This window comes from Nonomuraea sp. NPDC049141 (assembly GCF_040648415.1).
In the GTDB taxonomy this organism is placed as follows: Bacteria; Actinomycetota; Actinomycetes; order Streptosporangiales; family Streptosporangiaceae; genus Nonomuraea.
This window is the reverse complement of record NZ_JBEZDR010000004.1, coordinates 509,208-533,412: the sequence shown is the minus strand read 5'-3', so window position 1 is coordinate 533,412 and position 24,205 is coordinate 509,208. Positions and strand designations below refer to the sequence as shown.

Here is a 24,205-nt window from a genome sequence, read left to right as displayed (position 1 = left end):
CACCTCAGCGTTAAACCAGCCTTCAAGGTGTGCCTGCGTCTTAGGCACGTCGTTCTCTGGTCATGACCTTACCCGTAGATGGCTCATCCGCAAACCCCCGCAGATCAGACACCACGGAGAGCCAGCACCACGATCTCATCCCAAACCTGCCCACCGGAGAACGCGTGCCGGTCCGCCTCGACCGCCTTCACGATCGTCGTCGGCGCCTGACCCGCGCATCTGCCCAGCACATCGGCCAGCCGCTCCTCGCCGTACGGCTCGCCGACCTCGTTCCTGGAGGAGATCAGCCCCTCGGAGTAGAGCACCAGCGTCTCACCCACCGCGACCTTGAGCTCCTCGGCCTCGGTCTCGGCCTCCGGCGAGATGCCCAGCGGCACGCCGCCACCCGCGGCGAACCGGACGCTCCCGTCGGGCAGCAGCAGCGCGGCCGGATGGTGCCCCGCCGACGACAGGCGGATCCTGCGGCCCCGCACGAACCCGGCCACGACCATCACGAACATGCCGGTGCCCTGCGACACCAGAGCCTCGTTCACCTTGCGCAGCACCACGTCGGGATCGGACTCCCAGACGCTGAGCACCCGCACCCCGCCCCTGACCATCGCGCTGACCGACGCCGCCTCCTCGCCCTTGCCCGCGGCGCCGCCGAGCGCGAACGCCCAGCCGTCCGCGACGGGGAAGACGTCGTAGAACTCGGCGCCGACCGACGCGCCGGGGTTGTAGATCGCGGCGGCCTCGTACCCGGGCACGTCCGGCAGATTGCGCGGCGCGACGGTCGCCGACAGCGCGTCGGCGGCCCGTGAACGGCTCTGGAAGCTGCTCTGCGCGCGCACCGCGAGCCCGAGTTGGAGTCCGACCTCCTGCATGACCCCGAGGTCGGCCAGCGTGAACGGCGGCCGGTCGTGCGCCCTGACCAGCGTCAGCACGCCGTCCTCCCGGCCGATGGGCACGCACAGCATCGAACCCGCGCCCATCGCGGTCAGCAGCGGCCCGTCGGCGCAGAAGCCCAGCAGCGTCTCGTCGTCGACCATCTCGTGCACCACGCCGGAGCCGCGCTCCAGGACCTGGGTCACCACCTGGCTCGCGGCCGGGGCGGCGGACTCGACCTGCCGGACCAGATCGCCCAGCGGGTGGTCCTTGGGCGCCACCACGGCCGCGCGGCGGGCCAGCCCGTCGCGCACCATGTCGGCGATCACCCAGTCGGCCCAGCCGGCCGCCAGCAGCCGCGTCGCCCTCGGCAGCGCCACCGGCTGGCTCAGCGCCTCCTCCTCCAGCAGCAGCGTGGTCATCGTGGCCAGCAGGTCCTGGCGCTTGGCCGCCGCCAGCAGCAGCGCGCCGTCCGACTGCTCAGGCCGCCGCGCGCCCGGCTCGGGCAGTTGCACCTCGGTCGGCAGCACCACGGCCGCCACCATCTGCTGCGGCTCGCCGGGCATCGTCAGGCGGGTCAGCGCCACCTGGACCGTGTGGGTCCTGCCCTGGTGCGCCAGCCGTGACTCGAACGCCGCCGGCTGCCCGGTCTGCAGCACCGACGTCAGGTGCGAGCGGAACGCCGCCCGCCGCGACACGTCCACCAGCAACGGGAACGACCGGCCCACCAGGTAGCCGTCAGGACTGCCCAGCATCTGCGAGGTCTCGGGGTTGATCCGCCTGACGACGCCGCCGCCGTCGAGCACGATCACCGGCACGGGGAAGGCCCGGTAGACCTGGCGCAGCAGCTTCAGCTCCCGCTGGGTCCCGTCCTTCTTGCCGCCCTGCCGTTTGGAGGCGTTCTTGAGTGCTTCGCGCGCCTCGGCGAGCAACTCGGCGGCGGTGTCGAGCTCCGCGAGCGCGGCGTCTAGAGTCGGCGCCAGGTCGGAGGGGTAGGCCGCCCGCGCCTCGCGCAGGGAGGAAACACGTCCGGACAGAGCGTCCAGGGCATGTTCGAGGCCGGGCATGGTCATCCTCTGACGCTACGCCACGCTGGATAATGCTAGCCATAAGGGGTAGGGCTTGCTTGCTATGAAATCAACAGCGATGATCACCCCCGGACTTGCCCGTAACCTGGCGACTCTCGGGCGGTTGGGCGAAGACAATTCAACGGAAAGTGTGCTGCGCGGCCTGACGACCGCGCTCGCCGACGGAGTGCCCGGTTGCTCGGGCGGCTCCGCCGAGCACTGGCGTGACCAGCGGGTGCTGGTGTCGGGCTCGCACAGCGAGCTGATCATGCTGGTCGAAGGCGAGCGCGGCATCGGCGAGGGCCCGTCGACCGAGGCCCGGCTGACCGGCGGCCGGGTGGTCGTGACGGACGTGCTGAGCGACACGCGCTGGCCGCGCTACGCCCCGCTCGCCGCCCGCTGGGGCGTGCGCTCGGTGCTGGCCGTGCCGATCCGGCTCGACCCCGTCCTGCTGGTCATCGGCCTGTATTCGGTACGGCCGTCCGCCTTCTCCCCGCAGGCCGCACAGGCGCTGGCCGACATGCTGACCGAGCAGGTGGGCGTGGCCATGGCCAACCTCTGGGACTTCGAGGAAGCGCGTACCGACGCCGCCCAGCTCCACGAGGCCCTGGCCGGACGATCGGTGATCGACCAGGCCAAGGGCATCATCATGAAGACCAGCGGCTGCTCGGCCGAGGGCGCCTTCGAGGAGCTGCGCCGGATCTCACAGCACCATCAGGTCAAGGTGGCGGATCTGGCCAGGCTCCTGGTCGAGGAGCACCAGAAGAAATCCCGCCGCAAGTGATCTCGGATCGCGCTCAGCCAATGGCGGCCAAGGCGTCGTCGAGCGTGTCGTACAGCGGCAGCCGCTGCGCGAGCCCGGTGATCCACATCACCTTCGACTTCGAATATTCCACGCCGACCAGCGCGAACCTGGCCCCCGACGCCAGGCTGGTCTGCCAATGGTGGACGATCAGTCCGAGCGCGCGCGAGTCCATGAACGTCACCCCGGACAGGTCCAGGATCAGCTCGGAGCCCGCCAGCGAGAGGTAGTCGGCGAACTGCTCGCGCGTCGTGGCGTCGAGTATGCCATCGACCTTGATCACCGTGATCTCGTCCACGGTCGACGACGTAAGGCTCAGGGCCGTCACCGCCCCTTCGCCGTTCTCCGGCATTGTCACGGGGCAACCTTACTGTCACCACGCGAAGGAGGAATACTTCCGCCTTCAGGGGGGACACTGGATCCGAAGTCCAGCAGAGGGCTTCCGTCTCGGATGTAGAGCGAGGCATGCCTCTGCCTGGGCTTTTTCTGCAGGTGGAGGCCGCCCTGCGACCCATATGAGGAGCAGCGATGGCTGTGCAGGAATACGTCCTCGAGGAGTTGACCGCCGAAGAACTGCTGGCCGAAATGGCCGGCGAAGCCACTCCCGACAGCCACAAGGAACGCCTGCGGGAACGCATCGTCGAGATGCACCGCTCGCTCGCCATGGAGATCGCCAGACGCTACCGCTACCGCGGCGAGCCCCTGGAGGATCTCCTGCAGGCCGCGTACGTCGGCCTGATGAAGGCCGTCAACGGCTTCGACCCGACCCTCGGCCACGCCTTCAGGGGCTACGCCGTCGTCACGATGACCGGCGAGGTCAAGCGCCACTTCCGCGACCGCACCTGGGCCATCCGGGTGCCGCGCCTCTACCAGGAGCGCCGATCCGAGCTGAACCGGCTCGTCGCCGACCTCAGCCAGGACCTCGGCCGCTCCCCCACCGTGGCCGAACTGGCCGCGAAGATGAACATCAGTGAGGAGGACGTCCTGCTCACACTCGACGCCTCCGCCGCCTACAGCACGCTGTCGCTCGACGCGCCGCTCGGGACCGACGACGACGCCGCCTCGCTCGGCGACGTCATCCCGGAGGACGACGACACGCTGAGCAAGATGGTCGATCGGGAGGCGGTCAAGCCGCTGATCAACGCTCTCCCGTCGCGCGAGAAGCACATCCTGCTCCTTCGTTTCTTTGGGAACATGACTCAAGCCGAAATAGCGGCAGAGTTCGGCATCTCTCAGATGCATGTATCGCGAATCCTCCGTAAAGTGCTGGACCAGCTACGTAGTGAGCTAGTCGGCTGATAAGGCGGTTACCGGGTGAACGGGGATGTCGATCCTCAGGCGGGCTCCATCAGTCCGCCACCTGGCGCGCCGGTGAAAGAGCTGAGCTTCCGGCTGCCGGACCTGCCACGGGTCCGGCAGTTCGCCGCGTCCGAGGCCCGGGGGGTGGGCATGGCGGAGGAGGCGGTGGGCGATTTCGTCATCGCCGTCAACGAGGTGGCCACCAACGCCGTCACGCACGGCACGGTCGACGCGCAGCTCCGCACCTGGGTACACAACGGCGAGCTGGTGGTCGAGGTACACGACGAGGGCACCTGGAAGCCCGGGCCGATGCCCGGCTCCGTGGGCGGGATGGGACTCTGGGTGGCCCGCCTGCTCTCCTCCGACCTGTCACTGCGGGTCGGCGGCGAGGGCAGCACGGTCACCATGCGTTTCCCCAGCAAGACCTGAATGACATCTACGCGCGGCGCCTCGTGACCGAGTGCGCCGCGCGCCTTTCTGGTGTGCTTCGTCCGTCTGACTACCGACGGGTGCGGCCCCGCCAGCCGCCGTAACTCTTGACGCTGCCCGTACCGATGCCGGCCTGGTGCAGCGCCAGCAGCGTCAGACCGAGCAGCATGAACGTCGTGCCCGAGATCCCCGACCCGATGCTCACGTTCAGCAGGTCGAGCAGGAAACCCAGACCGAAAATGATCGCCGCGACTATCGCCAGCATGTCCCGTTACCTCGTTTCGTGGGCCGAGCCGGATTCATGCCCGGACAGGGTGAGCAGCCGCTCCAGCACGACGCGATACTCGCGCAGAGCCAGCCGTAGCTGCTCGGTGTCGCCCGCGCCCTTCCAGCGCTCGCGCAGCTCGCCGGTGCGGGCCGTCAGGCTGCTGGTCAGCTCCTCGACGACCTCGTCGACGAGCCCTTCGGCCCGCTGGACGGCGTCGCCCGGGTCGTCCACGAACGAGGTCTGCAGTTCGCGCCAGCGGGCCTGCACCTCGGCCGGGTCGTGGTCGAACAGCACGACGGACTCGGGAGGCGCCGCGTGGGCCGGCGCGCCTTCCACCGCCACGAGCTCGTGTACGTCGTCGTCCTGTTCGTCGCTGTACTCGGCGTGCGCCGGGTCCGGACTGGGGCTTGGCTCGGGGGCCGCCAGCATGTCGCCGTCCGCAGGGGCGTACGGCTCGTGGTGGCGGGCGCCGTCCTTCTCGCCGTCGTCTCTGGTGAGATCGGCCGTGGGGGTGTCGTTCGCGCGGAACTCGTCCTCCTTTGACGGGTCGTCCGTACGGAAGTCGTCCGCCGGGCCGTACCCGCTGCCGGAGGCGCGCTCGTCGAGGTGCTCACGTGAAGGGTCGTCCTCGCGCTCGTCCTCGTCGTTGGCATGGTCCGCCCGTTGCGACGGCACCTTGAGCTCGTCGCTGCTCGTCATATCTGTCACCGTCCTCGCGTGGTCTCTTGCAGGAGTTCCTCGAAGAGCGCGCGGTAGTGCACCATCGCCTGGCGGAGGTCCTCGGTGGAGGCCTCCTTCCTGGCGGCGCGCCCGCTGATCTCGTGGGCCGTCCGGTAGTGGTCCAGGGTGGCCGCGTGCCCGACCGACAGGTCGGACAGCTGCTGCTCGAATCCCTCCGTCGGGTAGCCCCGCTCGGCCATGACCGACGTGACCAGCTGGTCGGCCTCGGTCACCGCGAACCCGGGGGCGTCGACGAAGCGCTCCTGCACCTCGGTCCACCGGGTGGCGTAGCCGTCCCGCGACTCTTCCGGCAGGGGCCGGATGCCCAGCTCGGAGTGGCGCTGCTCACGGGCGAGCAACTCCTGCTCCGCGTCGTGCCTGCTGTTGTGCTCCGCCATCAGGCGTTCGTACTCGGGGCCGAAACGTGCGCGGAGGCGGCTGCGGCGCTGCTGCTGCACCACCACGTAGCCGACTGCGGCAAGGGCCACCACCGCGATCACGACGACGACCACCCAGATAAAGGTGGACATGTTGTTCGCCTCCGGTCTCTATGGTCGAGACCAGCGACTGCCCTCGTACGAACGTCCGAAACGCCGGTGTCAGCGGCCTTCCAGCGCTTTCCTGGCGCTTTCGAGCACCACTGCGACGTGAGAGCCACCAGGGGCCGCCGCGACCTCCCTGAACCCGCTGACGCTGTCGTAATCGACGTCCAGCCCGGCATCGACAAGCCGCTGCGCCCACCGCAACGCGGTGTTCAACCGCTCGGCCGCCGGCGGCTTCCCCTGGGCGGCGGCGGACAGGTTCCGCAGGTTCGTCGCGGGCCCGGACTGCGCGTGCCCGCGCTCCAGCTTCCACGGCAGGGCCCGGCTGTGATCGAGCATCGGCTTGGCCAGGCCCGCGGCCCGCTTGGCCTGCAACACCCCGGACTCGCTCACCCCGAAATGCGCGGCCAACTCCTGCACGCTCATCCCCTCGGCGACGAGCCGAGCCAGCTCACCACGATCGACGGTCGGCCTGCGCCCCACGAGCCCCTCCTGCCTCCTGCTGAGTACACGTGCGGTTCTGATGTGCGCTAAGGTTATGACGTCTCGCCCCGCAGGGGGTGATCGACACAACCGGGACGTAGCGCAGCTTGGTAGCGCACTTGACTGGGGGTCAAGGGGTCGCAGGTTCAAATCCTGTCGTCCCGACCAGGTTTTCACTGGTCGGTAAGGGTGTCACTCGAATAGGTGGCACCCTTTCGCATTGGTGAGTGACTAGCGGGCGAAGAGATCGTCATCGCCGCAGCTCCTTGCAGGAGTATGGGGCGGATCTGCTTACGGTGGACGGCTTCGGTGACGGCCGACCCCGTGCGGGCCACACCTCACACGGGCCGCAGAATGAGTTGGACGGGCCCTCGTCAACAATCTCGTGAACCAGAAGGACCGCCCCCGCTTCCGTGCGGTCGTCCGCAACCTGGATCACGTCGGAACCGGCACTCTCGTCGAGTACGTTCAGGGCCACCCCTCACAGCCTGAGACCTTGGTCTCCGCACTGCGCGGCGTCACCGCTCTGTTCATCAATCCGAGTGCCGTCGGACATGCCGTCACTGCGCTGGTGGATCTCGCTAGTGAGCACGGCGTGCGGCGCGTGGTGACACTGTCGGCGAGCGTTGAAGACGGCTACGACGGGAAGCCTCTTCGCGATATTGGCGCGTGGAACAGGCAAGCCGAAGAGGCTGTCGTCGCCAGCGGTCTGGAGTGGGTGATCCTCCAGGTCGATTTCCTCGCCACCACTACACGAGCCATATGGCGCGACGAACTCCTCGCCGGGGACGTGGTGCGCGGTTCGTTCGCCGAGTGGCGGACCGCTCCCGTCCACGAGATCAACGTCGCGGCGGTTGTCGCCCGCGCGTTGCTCACCGATGACCTGCTCGGGCAGGGAATAGTGCTGACCGGGCCGAAATCGCTCACGCAGCCCGAGATGGTTGCCGCTATCGGTGCGGCAATGGGGCGATCACTCCGCTTTCAGGAGCTACCGCCGGAGGCAACCCGGGAAGACATGATCGTACGTGGTTTCGACGCCGGATTCGTCGATGCCCTTCTTACGGCGCAGGCCGAGAAGGTGGACCGGCCACCGGTCATCACCGGGGAGGTCGAGCGGATCCTTGGCCATCCGGCCCACACCTATGCCCGATGGGCAGTCGCGCCGCCGTACTCAACCTCCGCCGCCTGATCAACCTCGGACTCACCCACACCAACGGCACCTGGACTCTCGTCCCGATCACTGCATGGCAAGAGGGCGAGCCAGCTCTTGCCGACCCTCTCACCAAGATCTTCAAGACATTTCTAGGGAGGACTTTGTCGCTATTGAAGGTCTTTGCGTGGCTGGCTCTCTAGGGTGGTGGCTCATGAAGATCACGATGTTGGCGACCCTCGTCGCCGCAGCGGCAGTCGTCTCCCTCACTCCCGGCGTGGCCAACGCCGAGCCCGGGCCGTCCGGATGTAGCAGCGGGTACGGCTACCGGCACGAGTACACCTGGGCCCACTGCACGTCTGGAGCGGGATACGTGCAGGCGATCGCCACCTGCTCCAACGGGTCGGCCACCACCAAGGTTCGCGGCCCTTGGAAATATGTGGGCGACCAGTCGGAGGCTCACTGCCCCAGCTCTCACCGCAAAGCTGTTGGGCATGCCTACAGCACCAAGAAGTACTGATTCAACGGCGCCTGGAGGGCTGACTCAGCCTGATACGCAGCCGCCATTCGTTAGATGAGCTGGATATATGCGGCGGTCAGGCGGGTTCGTTGGTGGAACCAGCGGGCGCGTGCTTGGTGACGGCGGCGCCAGGCTGACCAGTGGGCGGTGCGTTCCCGTGACGGTGTGCGGGTGGTGACGGCGTTGAACAGGCGCTCGATCTCGGCGACCGTCAGCGGGATCATGCCGGGCTCGGCGGGTGGTTGCTGGTCGGGACTGGTGGGTGGCGGGGTTTGGGGGTCGTTGTACGGGACTGCCTGAGTCTCGGGGATAACGAGCGGATCGATCGTTATCCGGGGTGGCCAGGGGTTGCTCATCGCGCCACCGCCTTCTTGGCGTGGTGTCTCATGGCATAGCCCAGGTGGACCGTGCCGTGTATCAGCGCGGATCGATGAAAGGACTTCCTGGCACGCTTACCGTCCGAGAGCACCGCCGCCGACTTCGGGTCGTGAGGTATCCATGCCAGCACCGGCAGGTCGAACGACTGTAGATGCCAGGTGCGGCACGGCAGCGGGATCGTCTCCTCGTCGCCCAAGCCCGGCGGTTCCTTGAGGCGGCGTGGAACGTCAGCGTGGGCGGCTGAGGGCGGCCTCGGCCAGATCCGTCCATCGCTCGGCCGAGGAGTGGGGCACGACCACCCAGTCCTTTACCGCCCTGCCCTGCCCCGAGGGGTCGAAGAGAGACGCCCCGGGCAGCTCGAGCGCGGCCGTGTGCTCGGGGGTATCCCTGACCAGCCGGAACACCATCGCGCCGTCGCGCTGCAGGCTGGCGAACACCTTCCCCACTTGATCTTTGAGCGCGGGACTCCCCATCATTCTGGAGATCCGTACACCCAGGTCGGCCAGCTCGGCGCCGACCTGCTTGAAATCCTCTTCTGCGCTCATCGTCAGTCGGTCCAAACTCCATGGCGGCGTGTTCAAGCGGCTCGTCGTGGTCGGGGTTCTTTCCGCGTGACGCGACCGCCTCGGCCCCGCCTTCCGACAGCACGGCGATCAGGCTAGTCGTCTTGACGGCACTGATCAAGGTCGGATGCGGGGTGCCGACCATGCCGAGTCTCGCCGCCGGTCCTCGACCGTACGCGAAGGCATGGCTTCTCGCCGAGGCCTGCGGCGGCGAACGCCCCCGCCCACCGTGGCCGCCGGATATGGGGGCCACGGGAGCGGTTTTCGCGTCCGACCCCGCCGCGGTCTGGAACCTCATCCGCTTCGCCGGCCCGGGGGCCGTCGAACGCAACCACCTCCCGGTACGCGACTATCGCTACCCGCACCTCGAACCGTGAAAGCACTCACCAGGCGATACGCCGGAGTGCTGTGGAGTAGGCAGCCGCCGCACGGTCGATGTCGTCGTCGGTGAGAGCGGTCGACATGTTGATCAGGCCGCGCGGCGCGGTGTAGACCCCTTCCAGCAACAGCGCCAGGTGCAGTGCGGCGAGCAGCGGGGACGCGACGGCGCGTACTCCGGCGGCGTCGGACGGCGCCTCGGCGGCGAAGTGGACGTTGAGGATGGAGCCCGCGCGGGTCACGGTCAGCGGCAGCCCCGCGTCCCGTCCGGCGGCGGTGACGGCCTCGGCGAGCCGTACGGCGTGGCCTTCGAGCGTGGAGATGGCCGGTGCGTCGAGATGGCGGAGCGTCACCGCGCCGGCGACCGCCGCGGCGAGGTGGCCGTTGAACGTTCCAGAGTGGGTGATGGATCCAGGAGTGGTGGAGGCGGCGAGCAGCATGACGTCCGCACGGCCCCCCACGGCGCCGATCGGCATCCCGCCGCCGATGATCTTCCCCAGGAGCGTGAGGTCGGGCGACAGCCCCTGCCTGCCCTGTTCGCCCGCGACGCCGTTGCGGAGCGCCTGGATCTCGTCCAGGACGAACAGCGCCCCGCGGGATCGGGCCAGGTCCTGGACCCCGGCGAGGAAACCGGGCGCCGCGGGCACGACTCCGCCCGCGCCCAGGAAGGGCTCGGCGAAGACGGCGGCGATGTCATCGGTCAACGCCTCGCGGACGGCGTGGAGATCGTTGTAGGGCACGGCGACCACGTCGGGCTCGCCCGGCAGCAGTGGTGGCATGCTGCCGTGGTAGGCCCCGTCGAACATCAGCAGCGCCTTCCGCCCGGTGGCCCGGCGGGCCAGGCGGGAGGCGAGGATGGACGCCTCGGTGCCGGAGTTGGTGAACCGGACGCGTTCGACCGACGGCACCCGGTCCACCAGGAGCTCGGCCAGCTCGATCTGCCGCTGATGCGCGCTGGCGAAGGCCAGGCCGCCGGCGAGGATCGCGGTGACGGCCTCGGTGACCGGCGGGAACGCGTTGCCGTGAACCAGCGAAGTGTAGTTGTTGACCAGGTCGAGGTAGGTGTGACCGTCGACGTCGCGCAGGCGGGCGCCGTGCCCCTCGGCCACGATCACCGGATGGGGCGGATAGGTGGTGATCGACCGGGTCTCCCCGCCGGGCAGCACCCGGGCGGCGCGTTCGTGGGCCGCGGCCGATCGGGGCGTCCGGGCGCGGTACTCGGCGACCAGATCGGCCAGGCGGTCGGCTCCAACGGTGGTCATGATCTTCCTTCTTCCAAGCCGTGCCAAGGCGTCAGCGGCAAACGAGCCGGGCGGGGTTCGCCCGGGTGATGTGGTCGTACTCCCCCGGGTCCAGGCCGGCCCGGAGCAGCTGTTCCCGGAAGCCGCCGGGAACGAACACGTAGCCGCCGCCGTACGCGCGGAGCTGGGAGACCAGGCAGACGTCGTGAGACAGCAGCACCCGGTCGATATGTCCGGCCCGCACCAGGCTCATCACCGTGCGGACCCGGCGCTCGGCCTCTACCGCGCTGTCGGTGTTGATGGTGTCGACACCGACGTAGGCCCCCCGCGCGGCGATCTGCCCGGCGTAGCCGGGGGTGAGCACCAGGTCGCAGTGCCCGATGGCGATCCGCTCCGGGTCCGCGCCCGCGGAGACCAGCAGGTCGAGCTGGGGCAGGCCGACCGGCCATCGCGCCGCGTGCGTGTAGATCGCGGCGCCGGTCTGTCGCTGGGCTCGGGCGGCGGCGCGGAGGGAACGTTCCTCCGCCGCGGAGATGTACCACTTGTCCGCCCCGACCTCACCGATCAGACCGGCGCGGACGTCGGTGCCCGGGAACCCCTCAGTGAGATCGCGTACGATCTCCTCCGCTATCTGCTCGACGCTGTGCCGGTCGATCCACTCCAGGTCGAGGTACGGGTCACGATAGTGGCCGGTGCCCAGGACGACCTGTACGCCGGTGGCCTCGGCGACCCGGCGCACCGCCTCGACGTTCGCCGGATCGCGGGTGGCTCCCGGCGGGTACGGTCGCGCCCCGGCGTCCATCGCCGCCCCATGGGTGAGCTCGGCGCTGGTGAGGTCGAACACCGTGGCGCCGCCGAGATCGCGGAAGGCCCGGACCTCCTCGGCGACGAGGTCTTCGTCGATCAGCAGGCCGTCGGCACGGCGCTCCCGCATCAGGTTGATGAACAGGTGCTCGTGCGGCAGGACGAACCCCAGGTCTTTCTGGTCGATCCGGCCGAGAACAGTCGTCACTGATGACATTCGGCTCCTAACGGTTTTGCCGGGTAAGGGAGAGCAGGCGGGCGGGTGTGGTCCGGGTGAGCCGCCGGATGTCGTCCGGGTCGAGGCCACGTGCCAGCATCAGTGGCAGGACCCGCCGCAGGATGTGGGTGTATCCCTCACCGCCGTGACGTCTCAGCTGGGTTCTGCGGCAGACGTCCTGGGCGATGACGACGCGGTCGCCGTACCCCGAGGCGATCAGCTCCCTGATATGGCGGACGCGGGTGCCGTCGTTGGGCATGTCGAAGCCGGGATCCTGCGGGTAGTAGGCGGATTCGGTGCCGAACAGGTCGAATTCCAGCACACAGCCGGTGTCCGCGAGTTCACGCATGTCGTCCTGCTCGGTCAGCGTCCGGTCGATGTGCGACATGACGGTCCGGGCCGCATCGCCGCCCGCCCCGACGACGACATTCAGGTGTTCCCTGGGGGCATCCACGTGGCGGCCGGGGTGGATCAGCAGGGCGGCTCCGGTCTCGGACTGCGCGACGGCGGCGGCCTTCAGCACCTTGACCTCGTCGGGGTGGGGCGGCCAGGACAGCCCGATCTCGCCGATGACGCCCGCGCGCACCCCGGTCCCGTCCACGCCGTCGAGGATGTCGCCGACGATCTCCTTGGCGATGTCCTCCTCGGTCATGGTCGCGACCGTCGGCGGATGGAAGGCCGCCGTGTAGTAGCCGCTGCCCATGACGATGTGGACACCGGTCCTCTCGGCGATCTCGCGCAACCCTGAGGGATCGCGGCCGAGCCCTCTGGAGGTGGCCTCCACGATCGTCCCGCCACCGGCCGTGCGGAATTCGGCGAGCTCGGCGGCCGCGGTCGCCACATCATCAAGGCGCATGTCCAGCCGGTTACGGCGATCTACCCGTGTCTCGTACAGATTCTCCAGCGTGATCTCATCGTCGCGCGCCTCGCCTTCGCCGAGATAGCGGGTGAGATCGCACAGGAGGTGTTCGTGGGTCTGAACGTGCCCGAGCCGATCCGCGGGGACCGGCCCGAGCACGGTCGAAACGACGCCGCTCTCGCCCACTAGGCGTCCGCGGGGTGATCGGCGAGGCTGACCTTGTTGGTCTCGTGCGCGAGGTAGGCGGCCACGGCGGTGATCAGACAGGACCCGGCCATGAAGACCGAGACGTAGATGGTGTGCGGCGCACCGCCACCCGCCGCGAGGAGGCTGGTGGCGATCAGGGGGGCGAGTCCGCCGCCGAGCACCGAGGCGAGCTGGTAACCGAGCGAGGCGCCGGTGTAGCGGGTCTTCGTGCCGAACAGTTCGGCCATGAAGGCGCCCATCGGCCCGTACATCACCGCGTGCACGGCCAGCGCGAGAACGTACCCGAGCACGAGCAGCGGCACGGACCCGGTGTTGATCAGCTGGAACAGCAGGAACGAGGTGAGCGCCAGGAGGATCGCGCCGGTGATGTAGATGGGACGCCGGCCGTACCGGTCGGACAGCGCGGCGAACAGCGGGAGGCACAGCATCGAGCCCACGGACGCGATCATCAGCGCGTTCAGTGTTGTGGAGCGCTGGTAGCCGGCCCCGGTCGCGTACGCGATCACGAAGGTGATGAGCACCGAGTTGGCGGCGAACGGACCGAATCCGATGAGGGCCGCCAGCACGACCACGCGCGGACGGGTCCGCAGCACCTCGACAATGGGCGGCCGGGCGGGCCGGTCACTGTCGGCGCGGCGTGCCTGCTCGAAGACAGGGCTCTCCGCCACGCCGAGTCTGATCCACAGCCCCACCGCGATGAGGATCACCGTGGCGGCGAAGGGGATCCGCCAGCCCCACGACAGGAACTGCTCCTCGGGCAGTCCTGAGACGAGGGAGAACACCCAGGTCGACAGCAGCAGGCCCGAAGGGGCGCCCATCTGCGCGACGCTGCTCCACAGGCCGCGGCGGTTCCCCTTCGCGTGTTCCAGCGTCATGAGCACCGCACCGCCCCACTCGCCGCCGACCGCGACTCCTTGCAGCAGCCGCAGCACGATGAGGAGGATGGGGGCCCAGACGCCGATCTGATCGTAGGTCGGCAGTACCGCGATGAGCAGGGTGGCCGCGCCCATCAGCAGGATGCTCGTCACCAGCATCCGCTTGCGCCCGAGGCGGTCGCCGAAGTGGCCGAACAGGATGCCGCCGAGCGGCCGCGCGGCGTACCCCACGGCGAGTGTGCCGAACGAGGCGATGAGGCCGACGCCCGGATCGACCGCGGGAAAGAAGATCTTGCTGAAGACCAGGGCCGACGCGGTGCCGTACAGCAGGAAGTCGTACCACTCCACCACGCTGCCCACATAGCTGGAGATGAGGACGCGGCGCTTGACCGCCTTTTCTGTTTGAAGGACATCGCTACGGTTCGAGTCGGGGTTGTCGGTGGTCATGTACGCCTCCAAGGGGTCTGGGTCGCCAGGGCGTTGAATGCGTCCAGCGAGGTCGGGTCGGCCAGGGTGTCGCGGCTCGCCACCTCGGACAGTGCGGCGCCCAGCAGGATCTTCTTCACCGGCAGTTCGAGTTTCTTGCCGGTACGGTTCCTCGGGATGACCGGCACGGTGGTGATCCCGTCGGGCACGTGGCGCGGGGAGAGGGCCTCTCGCAGCGCGATGGTGATCCGCCGGCGCAGGGCATCGTCCAGCTCGACGCCGTCACGTAGGGCGACGAACAGGAGCAGTTGGCCGGGGCCGCCGGTGCTGTCCTCCAGGTGCACGACCAGGCTGTCGTCTATTTCGGGCAGTTCTTCGACGACGCGGTAGAACTCCGCGGTGCCCAGGCGCACCCCGCCACGATTGAGGGTCGCGTCCGAGCGTCCGGCCACCGTGCAGCTGCCCGTCGCCGCGGTGAAGCGCACCCAGTCGCCGTGCCGCCACACGCCCGGGTAGGTGTCGAAGTAGGCGTCCCGGTAGCGGGAGCCGTCGGTATCGCCCCAGAAGCCGATCGGCATCGAGGGCATGGGCTGGGTGATGACCAACTCGCCGAGCACGTCGGTCACCTCGTTGCCCGGCTCGTCGTAGGCGGTGGCGGCGACGCCCAGGCAGGGGCCGGAGATCTCGCCGGCCCAGACCGGCTGCAGTGGGCTGCCCTGCAAGATTGCGGTGCACACTTCGGTGCCGCCGCTGCCCACGTTGAGCAGCACACCGGGGCCGAACTGCTCGTGCACCCAGCGGAATCCCTCGGAGGGCAGCGGGCTTCCCGCGGCTCCGATCTGCCGGAGCCGGGACAGATCGTGGTCCTTGGCCGGGGTGAGGCCTTCTTTGCGACAGGCCATCAGGAATCCGGGGTTGGCGCCCATGAAGGTGGCGCCGGCCTCCTCGGCCAGTCGCCACTGCCAGTCCAGGCCGGGGTGGAGCGGGTTGCCGTCGATCATCACGATCGAGGCGCCCACGAGCAGCCCGGAGACCAGTGCGTTCCACATCATCCATGCGGTGGTGGTGAACCACAGCATGCGGTCGCCGGGGCCCAGGTCCCAGCTGAGGGAGTGGTTCTTCAGGTGTTCCAGCAGGATTCCGCCGTGGCCGTGGATGATCGGTTTGGGTCTGCCCGTGGTGCCGGAGGAGAACAGCACGCACAGCGGGTGGGCGAACGGGACGGCGTCGAAGCCGGGTTCGGCGGGTCCGGCGAGCAGGTCCGCCAAGGCGACCGTGCCGGCGAGCTCCCCCGGCCCGTACGGTACGTGGACGGTGTGACGAAGAGTCGGCAGTCCGGTGCGGATCGCCGCGACTTCGTCGCGCCGGTCGATGTCCTTCGTGCCGTAGCGGTACCCGGTTACGGCGAGCAGGACGGTGGGCTCGATCTGGGAGAACCGGTCGATGACGCCACGGGCGCCGAACTCCGGTGCGCAGCTCGACCAGATCGCCCCCAGGCTCGCGGTCGCCAGGAACGCCACGAGCGTTTCCGGGATGTTCGGCAGGTAGGCCACGACCCGGTCGCCTCGGCCGACACCGAGGCCGCGCAGGCCGGCCCGGGCGCGGGCGACCTGGTCGGCCAGGTGCTCCCAGGACAGCTCCAGTGGTCCGCGGGTCTGCGAATGCGCCAGCACGGCGATGTCGCCGGGCGCGGCTCCCGTCGGCCGCAGGACGTGTTCGGCGTAGTTGAGAGTCGCGCCGGGGAACCACTCGGCTCCGGGCATCTCCCGTCGGCCGAGCACCCGGTCGTAGGGGGTGTGCGCGCGGACGTCGAAGTAGTCCCAGATCGACGACCAGAAGCCTTCGAGGTCCTCGACTGACCAGTGGTGCAGGTCGTGGTAGCCGGTGAAAGCGAGGTCTCGGGTGCGCTCCAGCCAGGTGAGATAGTCGCCGATCGCCGTGGCTCGGCGCGCGTCAGGAGCCGGTTCGCGCAGCATCTCCGGCTCGTTCATGTGATCGCCTCCTTGGTATGGCGGTGTCCCGGGCGCGGACGGTGGTGTCGTCATGTGAGGGGGCTTTTCAGCGTGGTCAGGGCGCCGTCGAGGAGTTCGAGCAGCAGGTCGGTCTCCTCGGCGGTGATGGTCAGCGGAGGGGCGACCAGGACGGCGTCGTTGATCCCGCCGGTCGCCGGGTAGAGGAGCAGCCCGTGGTCGCGGGCCGCGAGCACGATCGCGCGGGTGAGGGAGCCTACGGGCTCGCCGGGGCTTCGGGTCGCGCGGTCGCTGACCAGTTCCAGCCCTTGGAGCAGGCCGAGGCCGCGGACCTCGCCGATGACCTCGTGCCGCCCGGCCAGGTTCTCCAGACCCGCGCGCAGTTGCTTGCCGCGCGTTGCGGCGTTCGCCACCAGATCCCGGGACTCGATGGCCTCCAGGACGGCGAGCCCGACGGCGCTGCCGAGCGGGTTGCCGCCGTAGGTGTGCCCGTTGGTGACCGACGCGGTCCCGGCGGCGATGGTGTCGATGATGTGCTCGCTGACCAGCACCGCCGACACGGGCGCGTAACCGGCGCCCATCCCCTTGCCCAGGACCACCAGGTCGGGTCGTACGCCCCAGTGCTGCGCGGCCAGGATGGTTCCGGTACGGCCCAAGCCGGTCATGATCTCGTCGGCGATCAGCGGCAGCCCGCGCTCGCGGCACAGGCCGGCCAGCGCGGGAAGGTAGCCGTCGGGCGGTGTGATGGCACCGCCGGCCGCGCCACCGACGGGCTCCACCACCACGCCGGCCGCGGCGGGGCCGTGGGAGTCCAGCACGCGAGCCGCCCCCTGGGTGAGGAACGCGGTGAACGCCGCGTCGTCGCGGCCCTGGGCGAACCGGTAGGCGTAGGGCGGCGTGAGCTCGTTGAACCCGTGGAGCAGTGCTTCGGCGACCCACCGGCGCTGCGGATGGCCGGACAGCGACAGCCCGCCGAGGGTGGCGCCGTGGTAGCTCACCGCATGGGAGACGAACCTTGCCCGCTCGGGCTCGCCCCGCTCCCGCCAGTACTGCAGGGTCAGCCGCAGCGCGGTCTCGACCGCCTCGGACCCGCTGTTGCACAGAAAAACATAGGGATAGCCGGTCATGGCGCCCAGCCGCTCCGCCAATTGCTCGGCCTGCGCGTTGTGGAACGTCCCGCGGTGCGCGAAGGTGATCCGTTCCGCCTGCTCGCGCATGGCCCGCAAGACCTCAGGATCGGAATGGCCCAGGCTCGCGGTCACCGCGCCGGAGCATCCGTCGAGGTAGCGGCGGCCGTCGGTGTCGTACACGAAGACCCCACGACCGTGGCTGACGAAGGGCAGCTCCTCGCCGAAGAAGAACTTGATCAGGCGGCTGCCGTCGGGCTGCATCGCGGTGCGTTGCGGAGGCGGCGGGTGGTTCATGGGTGGTGGCTCCTGGAGTCCGAGCACATGCGGGCATTCCTGGATGAAAGATCACAAACAGGACTCTCATCGCTTGTACGAGGTACAGGATGTCTTGTACAACGGACAAGAGCAAGAGGCATGCGTGAACTTCGCGTTTCCCGCCTCGATGCTCAGCGGGGGCAGCCGCCCTTCGGCCGCCTCAGGAGATCTTGGAACGCAGTCCTCTGACCAGCAGCTCCAAAGCCATGGTGAAGCTGCCATCCATGGGCTTGTCCCGCCCGGAGTCCCATCTGGTCAGGAAGGCGTTGTTCTCCAGCAGTGGCAGGTTGCGCGTCAACGCCGGGAACACGTTGGGGTTGACCGCCCGCAGTTCCGCCGCGAAGCCCTTCTGCCAGCCGTCCTTGGCATCGGCGGGTCCTGCGGAAAGTTCCAGGGTGATCCATCCGAGCACGAACCCGATCACCGCGTTGTAGACGTGGACGAGCTCCTCCCCGGCGAATCCGGCCCGCTCCAGAACGCCTACCACGCGCTCCACGAAGGGAACCGCCGTCGTGGTCACCACCAACTGGGAGCCGATGATGGGAGCGAGGTTCGGATGCCGGTGCATCGCCTCTCGGCACAGCCGGGCCATCGCCATCAGCCAATCGTCCCAAGCCGTGCCCTGCTCGGACGGCAGAACGATCTCCTCCAGCACCCGTGCCGAGACCGCTGCCACCAATTGCGCCTTCGTGCCGGTGTGCCAGTACAACGCCGTGGGGTAGACCCCCATCTCCTTGGCGAGCGCGCGCATGGTCAGCGCTTCCAGTCCGTGCTCGTCCACGTAGCGCAGAGCAGCGTCCACCACCTCCCCACGCGACAACGGCGCGCGAGCCTCCCGCCGAGCACGGCTCTGCGGACCACTGCCCTCGCTCATCCAGTTTCCTTCCGTAGACGACCAGTCAAGACGAACCAAACGTTAGCCCGTGTCGACGTTTTGACGATCGAGCTCGATCGTCACCCTCAAGTGGTGTCGCCGGCGACCAATCGCACGCTGGACCTCAAGTCAGGACGGGCGGGCGGGCCATACCCGTTGGTGTCGAGTTCGCGCAGCAACGCCTCCATCAAGCCGGCGGCGGCGCGATCGCCGATCTGCTGACCGGCCGGGTCAACCCCTCCGGCCGGCTGGCCGAGACGATCCCCCTGCGCCTGGCCGACACCCCCGCCCACCTCAACTTCCCGGGAGCCGACGGCTCCGTGCTCTACGGCGAGCGGTTGTACGTCGGCTACCGCTACTACGACGCCAAAGACATGGAGGTCGCCTACCCCTTCGGGCATGGCCTGTCCTACACCACCTTCGCCTACTCCGACCTGCACACCGAGGTGGACGAGGGCGCCGTGCGGGTGCGGCTCACCGTGACCAACACCGGCCCGGTCGCCGGCAAGGAGCACGCGTGATCCGCACGTCCTTCAACGACAACTGGCAGGTACGGCCGAAGGTCAACCCCTTCGCTGAACTGTCCGGCCAGACGGTGCCGTTCCATGAGGTGAGGCTGCCGCACGACGCGATGATCACTGGTGACCGGGTCGATTCCATCGACGGCGGCCCGTCGGCGTATTTCTCCGGCGGCGTGTACGAATACCGCAAGACCTTCTTCGTTCCCGAAGAGCACCGGGGCAAGCGGATCGTCATCGAGTTCGAGGGCGTCTACCGTGACGCGGTCGTGCACGTCAACGGCGACTACGCCGGTCAGCGCCCGTACGGGTATTCGACCTTCTTCATCGACGCCGATCGTTTCCTACGGTTCGGGCAGGACAACGAGATCCGCGTCGAGGCCCGCGGTCATGAGGACTCGCGCTGGTACACCGGCGCGGGCATCTACCGCGACACCTGGCTGCTCGTCGGCGAGGTGGTCCGGATCGCGCCGGACGGCGTCCGCGTCACCACCCCCGACATCGACGCGGAGCGGGCGGTGGTCGAGGTCGCGACGACCGTGGTGAACGACTCGATCGCCATCCGCACGGTGGATCTGGTCACCGAGCTCCGCGACGCGACCGGCGCCGTCGTCGCCTCCGGCACCTCGGCGGTCACGGTGCTGCCCGGTGAACCGGCGACCGCCCGCCAGCGCCTCTACGTACGCGGCCCGGCGTTGTGGAGCGTGAACTCACCCGCCCTGTACACCTGCGACGTTGCGCTCAAGGACCTCGACGCCGAGCGCGTCACGTTCGGCATCCGTTCATTGCGGCTCGACCCCGAGCACGGGCTGCGGCTCAACGGTGAGAGCGTCAAGCTGCGTGGCGCCTGCGTCCACCACGACAACGGGCCGCTGGGCGCGGCCACGTTCGCCCGCGCCGAGGAACGCCGCGTGGGGATCCTCAAAGAGGCGGGGTTCAACGCGATCCGCATGTCTCATCACCCGATGAGCAGGGCCATGCTGGACGCCTGCGACCGGCTCGGCATGCTCGTGGTGGACGAGGCCTTCGACGTGTGGACGTCGGCCAAGAGCCCGTTCGACTACAGCCTGAACTTCCCCGAATGGTGGGAACGCGACATCGAGGCCATGGTCGCCAAGGACTACAACCACCCCAGCGTCATCATGTACTCCATCGGCAACGAGATCCCCGAGACCGGCACGCCCTCCGGCGCCGCGCAAGGACGCAAGCTCGCCGAGAAGGTCCGCGCCCTGGACGGCACCCGCTACGTCACCAACGCGATCAACAACATGCTCGCCGTCATGTCCGACCTGGCCACCCTGCGAGAGCAGGCGACGGGCGTCAACACACTGATGGCCGACGCTGGCGACATGATGAACGCGATCAGCGCCTCCGAGCTGGTCACCCAGCGCACAGCCGAGTCCTACAGCGTGCTCGACGTCGCCGGGATGAACTACTCCGACAGCCGCTACGCGCTCGACCGCGAGAAGTTCCCGGACCGGATCATCCTGGGCACCGAGACCTTCCCCACCCGCATCGACGGCAACTGGGCCCTGGTCCAGCAGCACAGCACGGTGATCGGCGACTTCACCTGGACGGGCTGGGACTACCTGGGCGAGGTCGGCATCGGCCGTCCCCAGTACGCCACGCCGGACGGTGCGCGACCCACGCACGTCGCGCCGTACCCGTACCTGCTGGCGGGCTGCGGCATGCCGGTGCCTGCCTCCTGTCAGCAGCGACCAACTCGGCATGCTCGGTCGCCTCTGACCCCGCGGCTCACCGCTCACGCCGGACGGCCGGTCCCGTCCGGGACCGGCCGGCCTGCGTGGACGCGACGGTGCGCTTGACCGTGGGTTGATCAAGGGTAGGGATGGGGCTCGGGGTTGGTCGCGCCGCCGTAGTCGGCGAATCGCTTGTGCAGCAGGGGCGGCGCGCTGGGCGGGCACAGGCTGAGGGTGTCCGGGGACCAGACGCGGCAGACCGTGAGACCGAGCTGGCGGACGTCTGGAGTGGTGATGTCGACGTAGCCGAGCTGTTTCCCGGTCCTGGCGAAGGCTGCCACCAGCGCTTTCACGCGGGTGCGGAGGTCTGGGGCCGCGTCGGGGGGCAGGTCGCTCGCCGAGGCCTCCACGTGGACGGCGAAGCGCTTGTCGATGATCGCGGCGTTGGCCGGATCCGTGTAATAGGCCACGTTGTCGTCGAGATCGAAGAAGCGGTCCTTGTCGGTGGCGTTACTGTCCTCGATGGCGGACTTGGCAGCCATCCAGTTGGCGTAGCGGAACACCGCGACGGCTTCGAGGAGGGCCTTGTACATCGCCTGACCCAGGCGCTGGTCGCTGCCCAGGCCCGCGACGACCGGCGCATTGCCGGGGTGCTCGTCGCGGTAGACGCAGGCGATGGTGAAGCCGGGCAGGTCGGGACTGGGCAGGAGATGGAACTCCGGGGGCGGCGTGCCTGGCGACCAGTGGCGGTCGATCAACCGGGCGAGGGCCCGCAGCCGGCCGTCAAGAAGGATCTTGATCGAGGGCTGACCGCCGTACCAATGCCCGATCACGCAGTCGAGCTGGATGAGCTCCTCCACCGCGCCGAGCAGGGCTTTGCCCGGGTCGCTGTGGGTCGCGGTGCCGGTGGTCACCGCGGCGTTCACCCAGGGCTCGCCGTCCTTGCGCCGGGGCAGGTAGCCGACCAGCGTGAGCTGGGCGGGCATCCAGTAGGGCTCGTCCGAGGTGAGCGAGTCGGCGGGCAGCCAGCTCATCGGGGCCTCGGGGTCGAAGTGCTCGAAAAGGAAGCCGTCGCGACCGAGCTGCTCTTCAGAGAAGAAGGACAGGCACTGATCGGACGGAATCCCGCGGGCGCGGCTGCTCATGGCACGGTGACTGGCGAACAGGAGCCGGTCGCGGTGCAGGGCGAGGAACGAGTGGTGGCAATAACGTTCGGCCGACTCCCCGAGTGACTTGATGAGGGGCTCGTCGAGCAGGATGCCGGCCCCGCCCAGGTGGTGGCGCTCGGCGGGGATCGGTCGGGCGCCGTACAGGACGTGCACGCCGGTGAGTTCGGCGCCGGCGATGGCGATGCGTGGTTCGCCACGTGAGCGGGCGCTGAACTTCAGCCGCGGTATCAGGCCGCACACCGGGTTCAGCATGCGCCGGGCCAGCACCCGGGTGCCCGTGTCGAAGGGTGTGGTCCGTGGGACGAGGCGCGCGGCCGGCGCGGCGATGCGCTGGTCAGCCATGGAGCCACTCCTTGGCCTGGAAGTAGAGCTCGGCTTCGTCGCGCTGCGCGACCGGCGAGCAGGCCGGGCAGCCGGGGATCTGCAGGACCTCGTTGACTGTCGTCTCCCATGTGGGGAGGTAGATGCACAGCATCTTGCCATGGGTGAAGGAGGCGCCCGTATGGGCAAGGTTGATCGCTTCCAAGGCGAGATGGGAGCAGAGCAGCGAGGACAGCGCCGGCAGCATGGGCGGACGTCCCCCCGACGCTTGTGCGCTGGTGAGCGCGTTTTTGTATCGGTGGTAGCCCGCGCCGTCGGCGAGGTTCATCGTGATGCGCGTTTCCAGACAGGTGTAGCAGGGGCCGCGGCCCGGGTGGAAGGTCGGGCCGACGAACAGGAAGGGCCCATCGATGGTGCCGTGCAGCCAGGGCATGCCGACTTCCAGGGCGATCCGGTTGAACAAGCTCACCGCTACCGGGTCCACCCGCGTATCGGCCCACACGGTGATGCCGCCTTCCCAGGAGGCGAACGTCTCGGCGACTTCGTGAAGCCGCAGCCCGTGCGTGGTCCAGCCGGTGTCGGCGGCGCTGAGCACCCCGAGGACGGGATCGTCGCTGGCGTCGGCCACGTCGAGCTCCGGATCGCTGGCCGCGATCAGCTCCGTGACGCGGGCGGCCATCTCGCCATCGCCGATCACCCGTATCGGGCGGGTGGGTGGCGGCGGCCCGGCGAGCAAGTCGGCGTAGCGGTCGAGGTAGTGGTCGAGCGCGCTCGTCGCACCGTCCTCGATCACGTCGAGCGTCCGCAACTGCTCCAGGAGCGAGGACATCTCCTCCATGCCGATGTTCGCCCGCGCGGCGAGCTCGGCCACGTCCCGGGAGCCGTCCAGAGCGTTCACCACCGGGAACAGCCAGCCGCGCCGGGCGTCGTCGGTGATGGTGTGCGAGGTGGCGCTCCACACGCCCTGCCTGAGCTCGACCGTGTCGGGGTCATGCCCGATGACCGAGAATGACCGCTTGATGCGCGGTGATGCGGACTGTGTCACGTATTCTCCTGCGGAAGCGGTCGGCCGCCCGGCCGGCCGAGGACGATCAGATGCAGCAAGGCGGTCCGCAGGCCGTCGACCCGGAGGACCTCGTGGGCCTCCTCGTCGTAGTAGGTCGACCAGTCCGTGCCGGCCAGGCCGAGCGCGGTCGCGGTGAGATGGACATGCTGGGCCATCGCCCCCACCTCGTGCAGCACGAAGCGCAGCCCGCGCGGGCCGTACTTGCGCATCGAGCGCCAGGGGCGTCCGACGAACAGCACGACGAGCGCCGCTCGGTCGATCGGCAGTAGGTCGGGCAGCTCGTCAAGGCCACAGCGCAGGAGCGCGGCCAGTTGCCGGGGGCCGCCGTGGCGGTCCAGGCAGTCCAGGCGAGGGGCGTATCGGTACAGGCCCGGCTCCAGGTCAGTCACCTCGCGTGCGGCGAGGTGGAGTTCGACCGGGTACAGTCCGCCGCCGCTGGGGACGGCGCGGTGCGGCCGGCCGGCCTCGTGGCCGAAGCACGCTCCGGCAGCCCGTAGCAGCGCGGCGGTCTCGGACAGCGTCACCGGGGCTCCGCTGAAGGAGCGGATGCTGCGCCGGGCCGCGATCACCTCATCCAGCGCCATCCGCGCCGGCGCCGAATCCGGTAGCTCGACGCGGCGCGTCGCGGGGATGCTCTCCTCATCGGTGTGGCTCAGCGTCTCCATGCTCGCGGTCGTGAGGTAGTCGGCCACCGAGCGCTGCAGCTGACGGTCGTGGCGGCGGAGCCGGCCAGCGTACAGGAACTCCTCGGCGGGCGAGGCCGACCGGGAGATCCCGAGATGGGAGTGCCGGAGCTGATTGGTGTGGAAGGCCGTGCTGTCCAGCCACGGGCCGGCCGCACGGAAGAAGTTGGTGCCGAGCGCCGAGCGCAGCACCGGCGAGTTCTCCATCTGTACCGATCCTTGAACGAGGTGGGCGGCATCAGTCATGGCAGGGGTCGGGGGTGCCGTGTCCCGGTCCGCGGACCACCCGGCGGCTGGCCCAGCTGCCGCCTGACACCCGGCCGCTGCCATCGGTGGCCGTCTATGACCAGTTGCTGCGCCGCCGTCC

At 69.1% G+C, this 24,205-nt stretch carries 26 protein-coding genes, 1 tRNA gene and 1 pseudogene; 9 read left to right on the top strand and 19 right to left on the bottom strand.

The features are described from left to right. Positions 1-104: 104 nt before the first annotated feature. Positions 105-1,937 carry a SpoIIE family protein phosphatase gene (locus AB0B91_RS14735; RefSeq protein ID WP_358318783.1) on the bottom strand — a complete coding sequence of 611 codons (1,833 nt, stop codon included), beginning with the start codon at positions 1,935-1,937 and terminating at the stop codon, positions 105-107. A gap of 118 nt (positions 1,938-2,055) precedes the next feature. On the opposite strand from AB0B91_RS14735, the gene AB0B91_RS14730 reads away from it, so the two are divergent. Then, positions 2,056-2,715, top strand: a complete 660-nt coding sequence (locus AB0B91_RS14730) for a GAF and ANTAR domain-containing protein (RefSeq protein ID WP_358318782.1) — start codon at positions 2,056-2,058, stop codon at positions 2,713-2,715. 13 nt (positions 2,716-2,728) lie between these two features. Here AB0B91_RS14730 and AB0B91_RS14725 read toward each other — a convergent pair whose 3' ends face one another. Beyond that, positions 2,729-3,085, bottom strand: coding sequence for an STAS domain-containing protein (locus AB0B91_RS14725; protein WP_358319213.1), 357 nt, complete (start codon positions 3,083-3,085; stop codon positions 2,729-2,731). A gap of 176 nt (positions 3,086-3,261) precedes the next feature. Here AB0B91_RS14725 and AB0B91_RS14720 point away from each other — a divergent pair, with 176 nt between their 5' ends. Beyond that, positions 3,262-4,032: a SigB/SigF/SigG family RNA polymerase sigma factor gene (locus AB0B91_RS14720; RefSeq protein WP_358318781.1), complete on the top strand. Its 771-nt coding sequence runs from the start codon at positions 3,262-3,264 to the stop codon at positions 4,030-4,032. Between the two features lie 15 nt (positions 4,033-4,047). After that, a complete protein-coding gene (locus tag AB0B91_RS14715) occupies positions 4,048-4,461 on the top strand; it encodes an ATP-binding protein (protein WP_358318780.1) in 414 nt (137 codons plus the stop codon). Positions 4,462-4,531: 70 nt separating this feature from the next. Here the strand turns inward: AB0B91_RS14715 and AB0B91_RS14710 are convergent, their stop codons facing one another. The 4 genes from AB0B91_RS14710 to AB0B91_RS14695 all read right to left on the bottom strand — a co-directional run bounded on the left by AB0B91_RS14710 (position 4,532) and on the right by AB0B91_RS14695 (position 6,474). Further along, on the bottom strand, positions 4,532-4,726 hold the full coding sequence (locus AB0B91_RS14710; protein WP_358318779.1) for a hypothetical protein: 195 nt from the start codon (positions 4,724-4,726) through the stop codon (positions 4,532-4,534). 6 nt (positions 4,727-4,732) lie between these two features. Beyond that, a complete protein-coding gene (locus AB0B91_RS14705; RefSeq protein WP_358318778.1) occupies positions 4,733-5,428 on the bottom strand; it encodes a hypothetical protein in 696 nt (231 codons plus the stop codon). A gap of 5 nt (positions 5,429-5,433) precedes the next feature. Continuing rightward, positions 5,434-5,979 (bottom strand): hypothetical protein, encoded by a 546-nt coding sequence (locus tag AB0B91_RS14700; protein ID WP_358318777.1) that lies wholly within the window; start codon positions 5,977-5,979, stop codon positions 5,434-5,436. A gap of 69 nt (positions 5,980-6,048) precedes the next feature. After that, positions 6,049-6,474 carry a hypothetical protein gene (locus tag AB0B91_RS14695; RefSeq protein WP_358318776.1) on the bottom strand — a complete coding sequence of 142 codons (426 nt, stop codon included), beginning with the start codon at positions 6,472-6,474 and terminating at the stop codon, positions 6,049-6,051. 91 nt (positions 6,475-6,565) lie between these two features. On the opposite strand from AB0B91_RS14695, the gene AB0B91_RS14690 reads away from it, so the two are divergent. From AB0B91_RS14690 to AB0B91_RS14680, 3 genes and pseudogenes are all read left to right on the top strand, one after another. After that, positions 6,566-6,642, top strand: a tRNA-Pro gene (locus tag AB0B91_RS14690). Between the two features lie 202 nt (positions 6,643-6,844). Then, positions 6,845-7,663: pseudogene (locus tag AB0B91_RS14685) on the top strand (NAD(P)H-binding protein); the annotation flags it as partial. A gap of 175 nt (positions 7,664-7,838) precedes the next feature. Next, positions 7,839-8,144 (top strand): hypothetical protein, encoded by a 306-nt coding sequence (locus tag AB0B91_RS14680; RefSeq protein WP_358318775.1) that lies wholly within the window; start codon positions 7,839-7,841, stop codon positions 8,142-8,144. A 50-nt stretch (positions 8,145-8,194) separates the two neighbouring features. Here AB0B91_RS14680 and AB0B91_RS14675 read toward each other — a convergent pair whose 3' ends face one another. Genes AB0B91_RS14675 through AB0B91_RS14665 form a run of 3 tightly spaced genes read right to left on the bottom strand, consistent with a single transcriptional unit; the run spans position 8,195 to position 9,067 of the window. Continuing rightward, positions 8,195-8,500, bottom strand: a complete 306-nt coding sequence (locus AB0B91_RS14675) for a hypothetical protein (RefSeq protein ID WP_358318774.1) — start codon at positions 8,498-8,500, stop codon at positions 8,195-8,197. Next, positions 8,497-8,718 (bottom strand): hypothetical protein, encoded by a 222-nt coding sequence (locus AB0B91_RS14670; protein ID WP_358318773.1) that lies wholly within the window; start codon positions 8,716-8,718, stop codon positions 8,497-8,499. The genes AB0B91_RS14675 and AB0B91_RS14670 overlap by 4 nt, the downstream gene beginning before the upstream one ends. A gap of 31 nt (positions 8,719-8,749) precedes the next feature. Next, positions 8,750-9,067 carry a hypothetical protein gene (locus AB0B91_RS14665; RefSeq protein ID WP_358318772.1) on the bottom strand — a complete coding sequence of 106 codons (318 nt, stop codon included), beginning with the start codon at positions 9,065-9,067 and terminating at the stop codon, positions 8,750-8,752. Between the two features lie 122 nt (positions 9,068-9,189). Between AB0B91_RS14665 and AB0B91_RS14660 the strand changes: the two genes are divergently transcribed. Further along, positions 9,190-9,462, top strand: a complete 273-nt coding sequence (locus AB0B91_RS14660) for a hypothetical protein (protein WP_358318771.1) — start codon at positions 9,190-9,192, stop codon at positions 9,460-9,462. 6 nt (positions 9,463-9,468) lie between these two features. Here AB0B91_RS14660 and AB0B91_RS14655 read toward each other — a convergent pair whose 3' ends face one another. The 7 genes from AB0B91_RS14655 to AB0B91_RS14625 form a co-directional block, all read right to left on the bottom strand. Beyond that, complete coding sequence (locus AB0B91_RS14655; RefSeq protein ID WP_358318770.1) at positions 9,469-10,725, bottom strand: aminotransferase class III-fold pyridoxal phosphate-dependent enzyme; 1,257 nt, start codon at positions 10,723-10,725, stop codon at positions 9,469-9,471. 31 nt (positions 10,726-10,756) lie between these two features. Next, positions 10,757-11,716 (bottom strand): hypothetical protein, encoded by a 960-nt coding sequence (locus AB0B91_RS14650; RefSeq protein ID WP_358318769.1) that lies wholly within the window; start codon positions 11,714-11,716, stop codon positions 10,757-10,759. A gap of 16 nt (positions 11,717-11,732) precedes the next feature. Then, positions 11,733-12,743 (bottom strand): phosphotriesterase-related protein, encoded by a 1,011-nt coding sequence (locus tag AB0B91_RS14645; protein ID WP_358318768.1) that lies wholly within the window; start codon positions 12,741-12,743, stop codon positions 11,733-11,735. Positions 12,744-12,769: 26 nt separating this feature from the next. Beyond that, positions 12,770-14,113, bottom strand: coding sequence for an MFS transporter (locus AB0B91_RS14640; protein WP_358318767.1), 1,344 nt, complete (start codon positions 14,111-14,113; stop codon positions 12,770-12,772). Continuing rightward, positions 14,110-16,083: an acetoacetate--CoA ligase gene (locus AB0B91_RS14635; RefSeq protein ID WP_358318766.1), complete on the bottom strand. Its 1,974-nt coding sequence runs from the start codon at positions 16,081-16,083 to the stop codon at positions 14,110-14,112. The genes AB0B91_RS14640 and AB0B91_RS14635 overlap by 4 nt, the downstream gene beginning before the upstream one ends. A 50-nt stretch (positions 16,084-16,133) precedes the next feature. Then, positions 16,134-17,486, bottom strand: a complete 1,353-nt coding sequence (locus AB0B91_RS14630) for an aminotransferase class III-fold pyridoxal phosphate-dependent enzyme (RefSeq protein ID WP_358318765.1) — start codon at positions 17,484-17,486, stop codon at positions 16,134-16,136. 181 nt (positions 17,487-17,667) lie between these two features. Next, positions 17,668-18,381: a TetR/AcrR family transcriptional regulator C-terminal domain-containing protein gene (locus AB0B91_RS14625; RefSeq protein WP_358318764.1), complete on the bottom strand. Its 714-nt coding sequence runs from the start codon at positions 18,379-18,381 to the stop codon at positions 17,668-17,670. Between the two features lie 149 nt (positions 18,382-18,530). Between AB0B91_RS14625 and AB0B91_RS14620 the strand changes: the two genes are divergently transcribed. Beyond that, entirely contained in the window at positions 18,531-18,902 is a 372-nt protein-coding gene (locus AB0B91_RS14620) for a glycoside hydrolase family 3 C-terminal domain-containing protein (RefSeq protein WP_358319210.1), read from the top strand. After that, entirely contained in the window at positions 18,899-20,725 is a 1,827-nt protein-coding gene (locus AB0B91_RS14615; protein ID WP_358318763.1) for a glycoside hydrolase family 2 TIM barrel-domain containing protein, read from the top strand. Before AB0B91_RS14620 ends, AB0B91_RS14615 begins: the two co-directional genes overlap by 4 nt. 11 nt (positions 20,726-20,736) lie before the next feature. Here AB0B91_RS14615 and AB0B91_RS14610 read toward each other — a convergent pair whose 3' ends face one another. The 3 genes from AB0B91_RS14610 to AB0B91_RS14600 are packed head-to-tail and all read right to left on the bottom strand — an operon-like array spanning position 20,737 to position 24,045. Beyond that, complete coding sequence (locus tag AB0B91_RS14610) at positions 20,737-22,110, bottom strand: YcaO-like family protein (protein WP_358318762.1); 1,374 nt, start codon at positions 22,108-22,110, stop codon at positions 20,737-20,739. After that, positions 22,103-23,134 carry a TOMM precursor leader peptide-binding protein gene (locus AB0B91_RS14605; RefSeq protein ID WP_358318761.1) on the bottom strand — a complete coding sequence of 344 codons (1,032 nt, stop codon included), beginning with the start codon at positions 23,132-23,134 and terminating at the stop codon, positions 22,103-22,105. The genes AB0B91_RS14610 and AB0B91_RS14605 overlap by 8 nt, the downstream gene beginning before the upstream one ends. Beyond that, positions 23,131-24,045, bottom strand: a complete 915-nt coding sequence (locus AB0B91_RS14600) for a SagB/ThcOx family dehydrogenase (protein WP_358318760.1) — start codon at positions 24,043-24,045, stop codon at positions 23,131-23,133. Before AB0B91_RS14600 ends, AB0B91_RS14605 begins: the two co-directional genes overlap by 4 nt. Between the last annotated feature and the right edge of the window lie 160 nt (positions 24,046-24,205).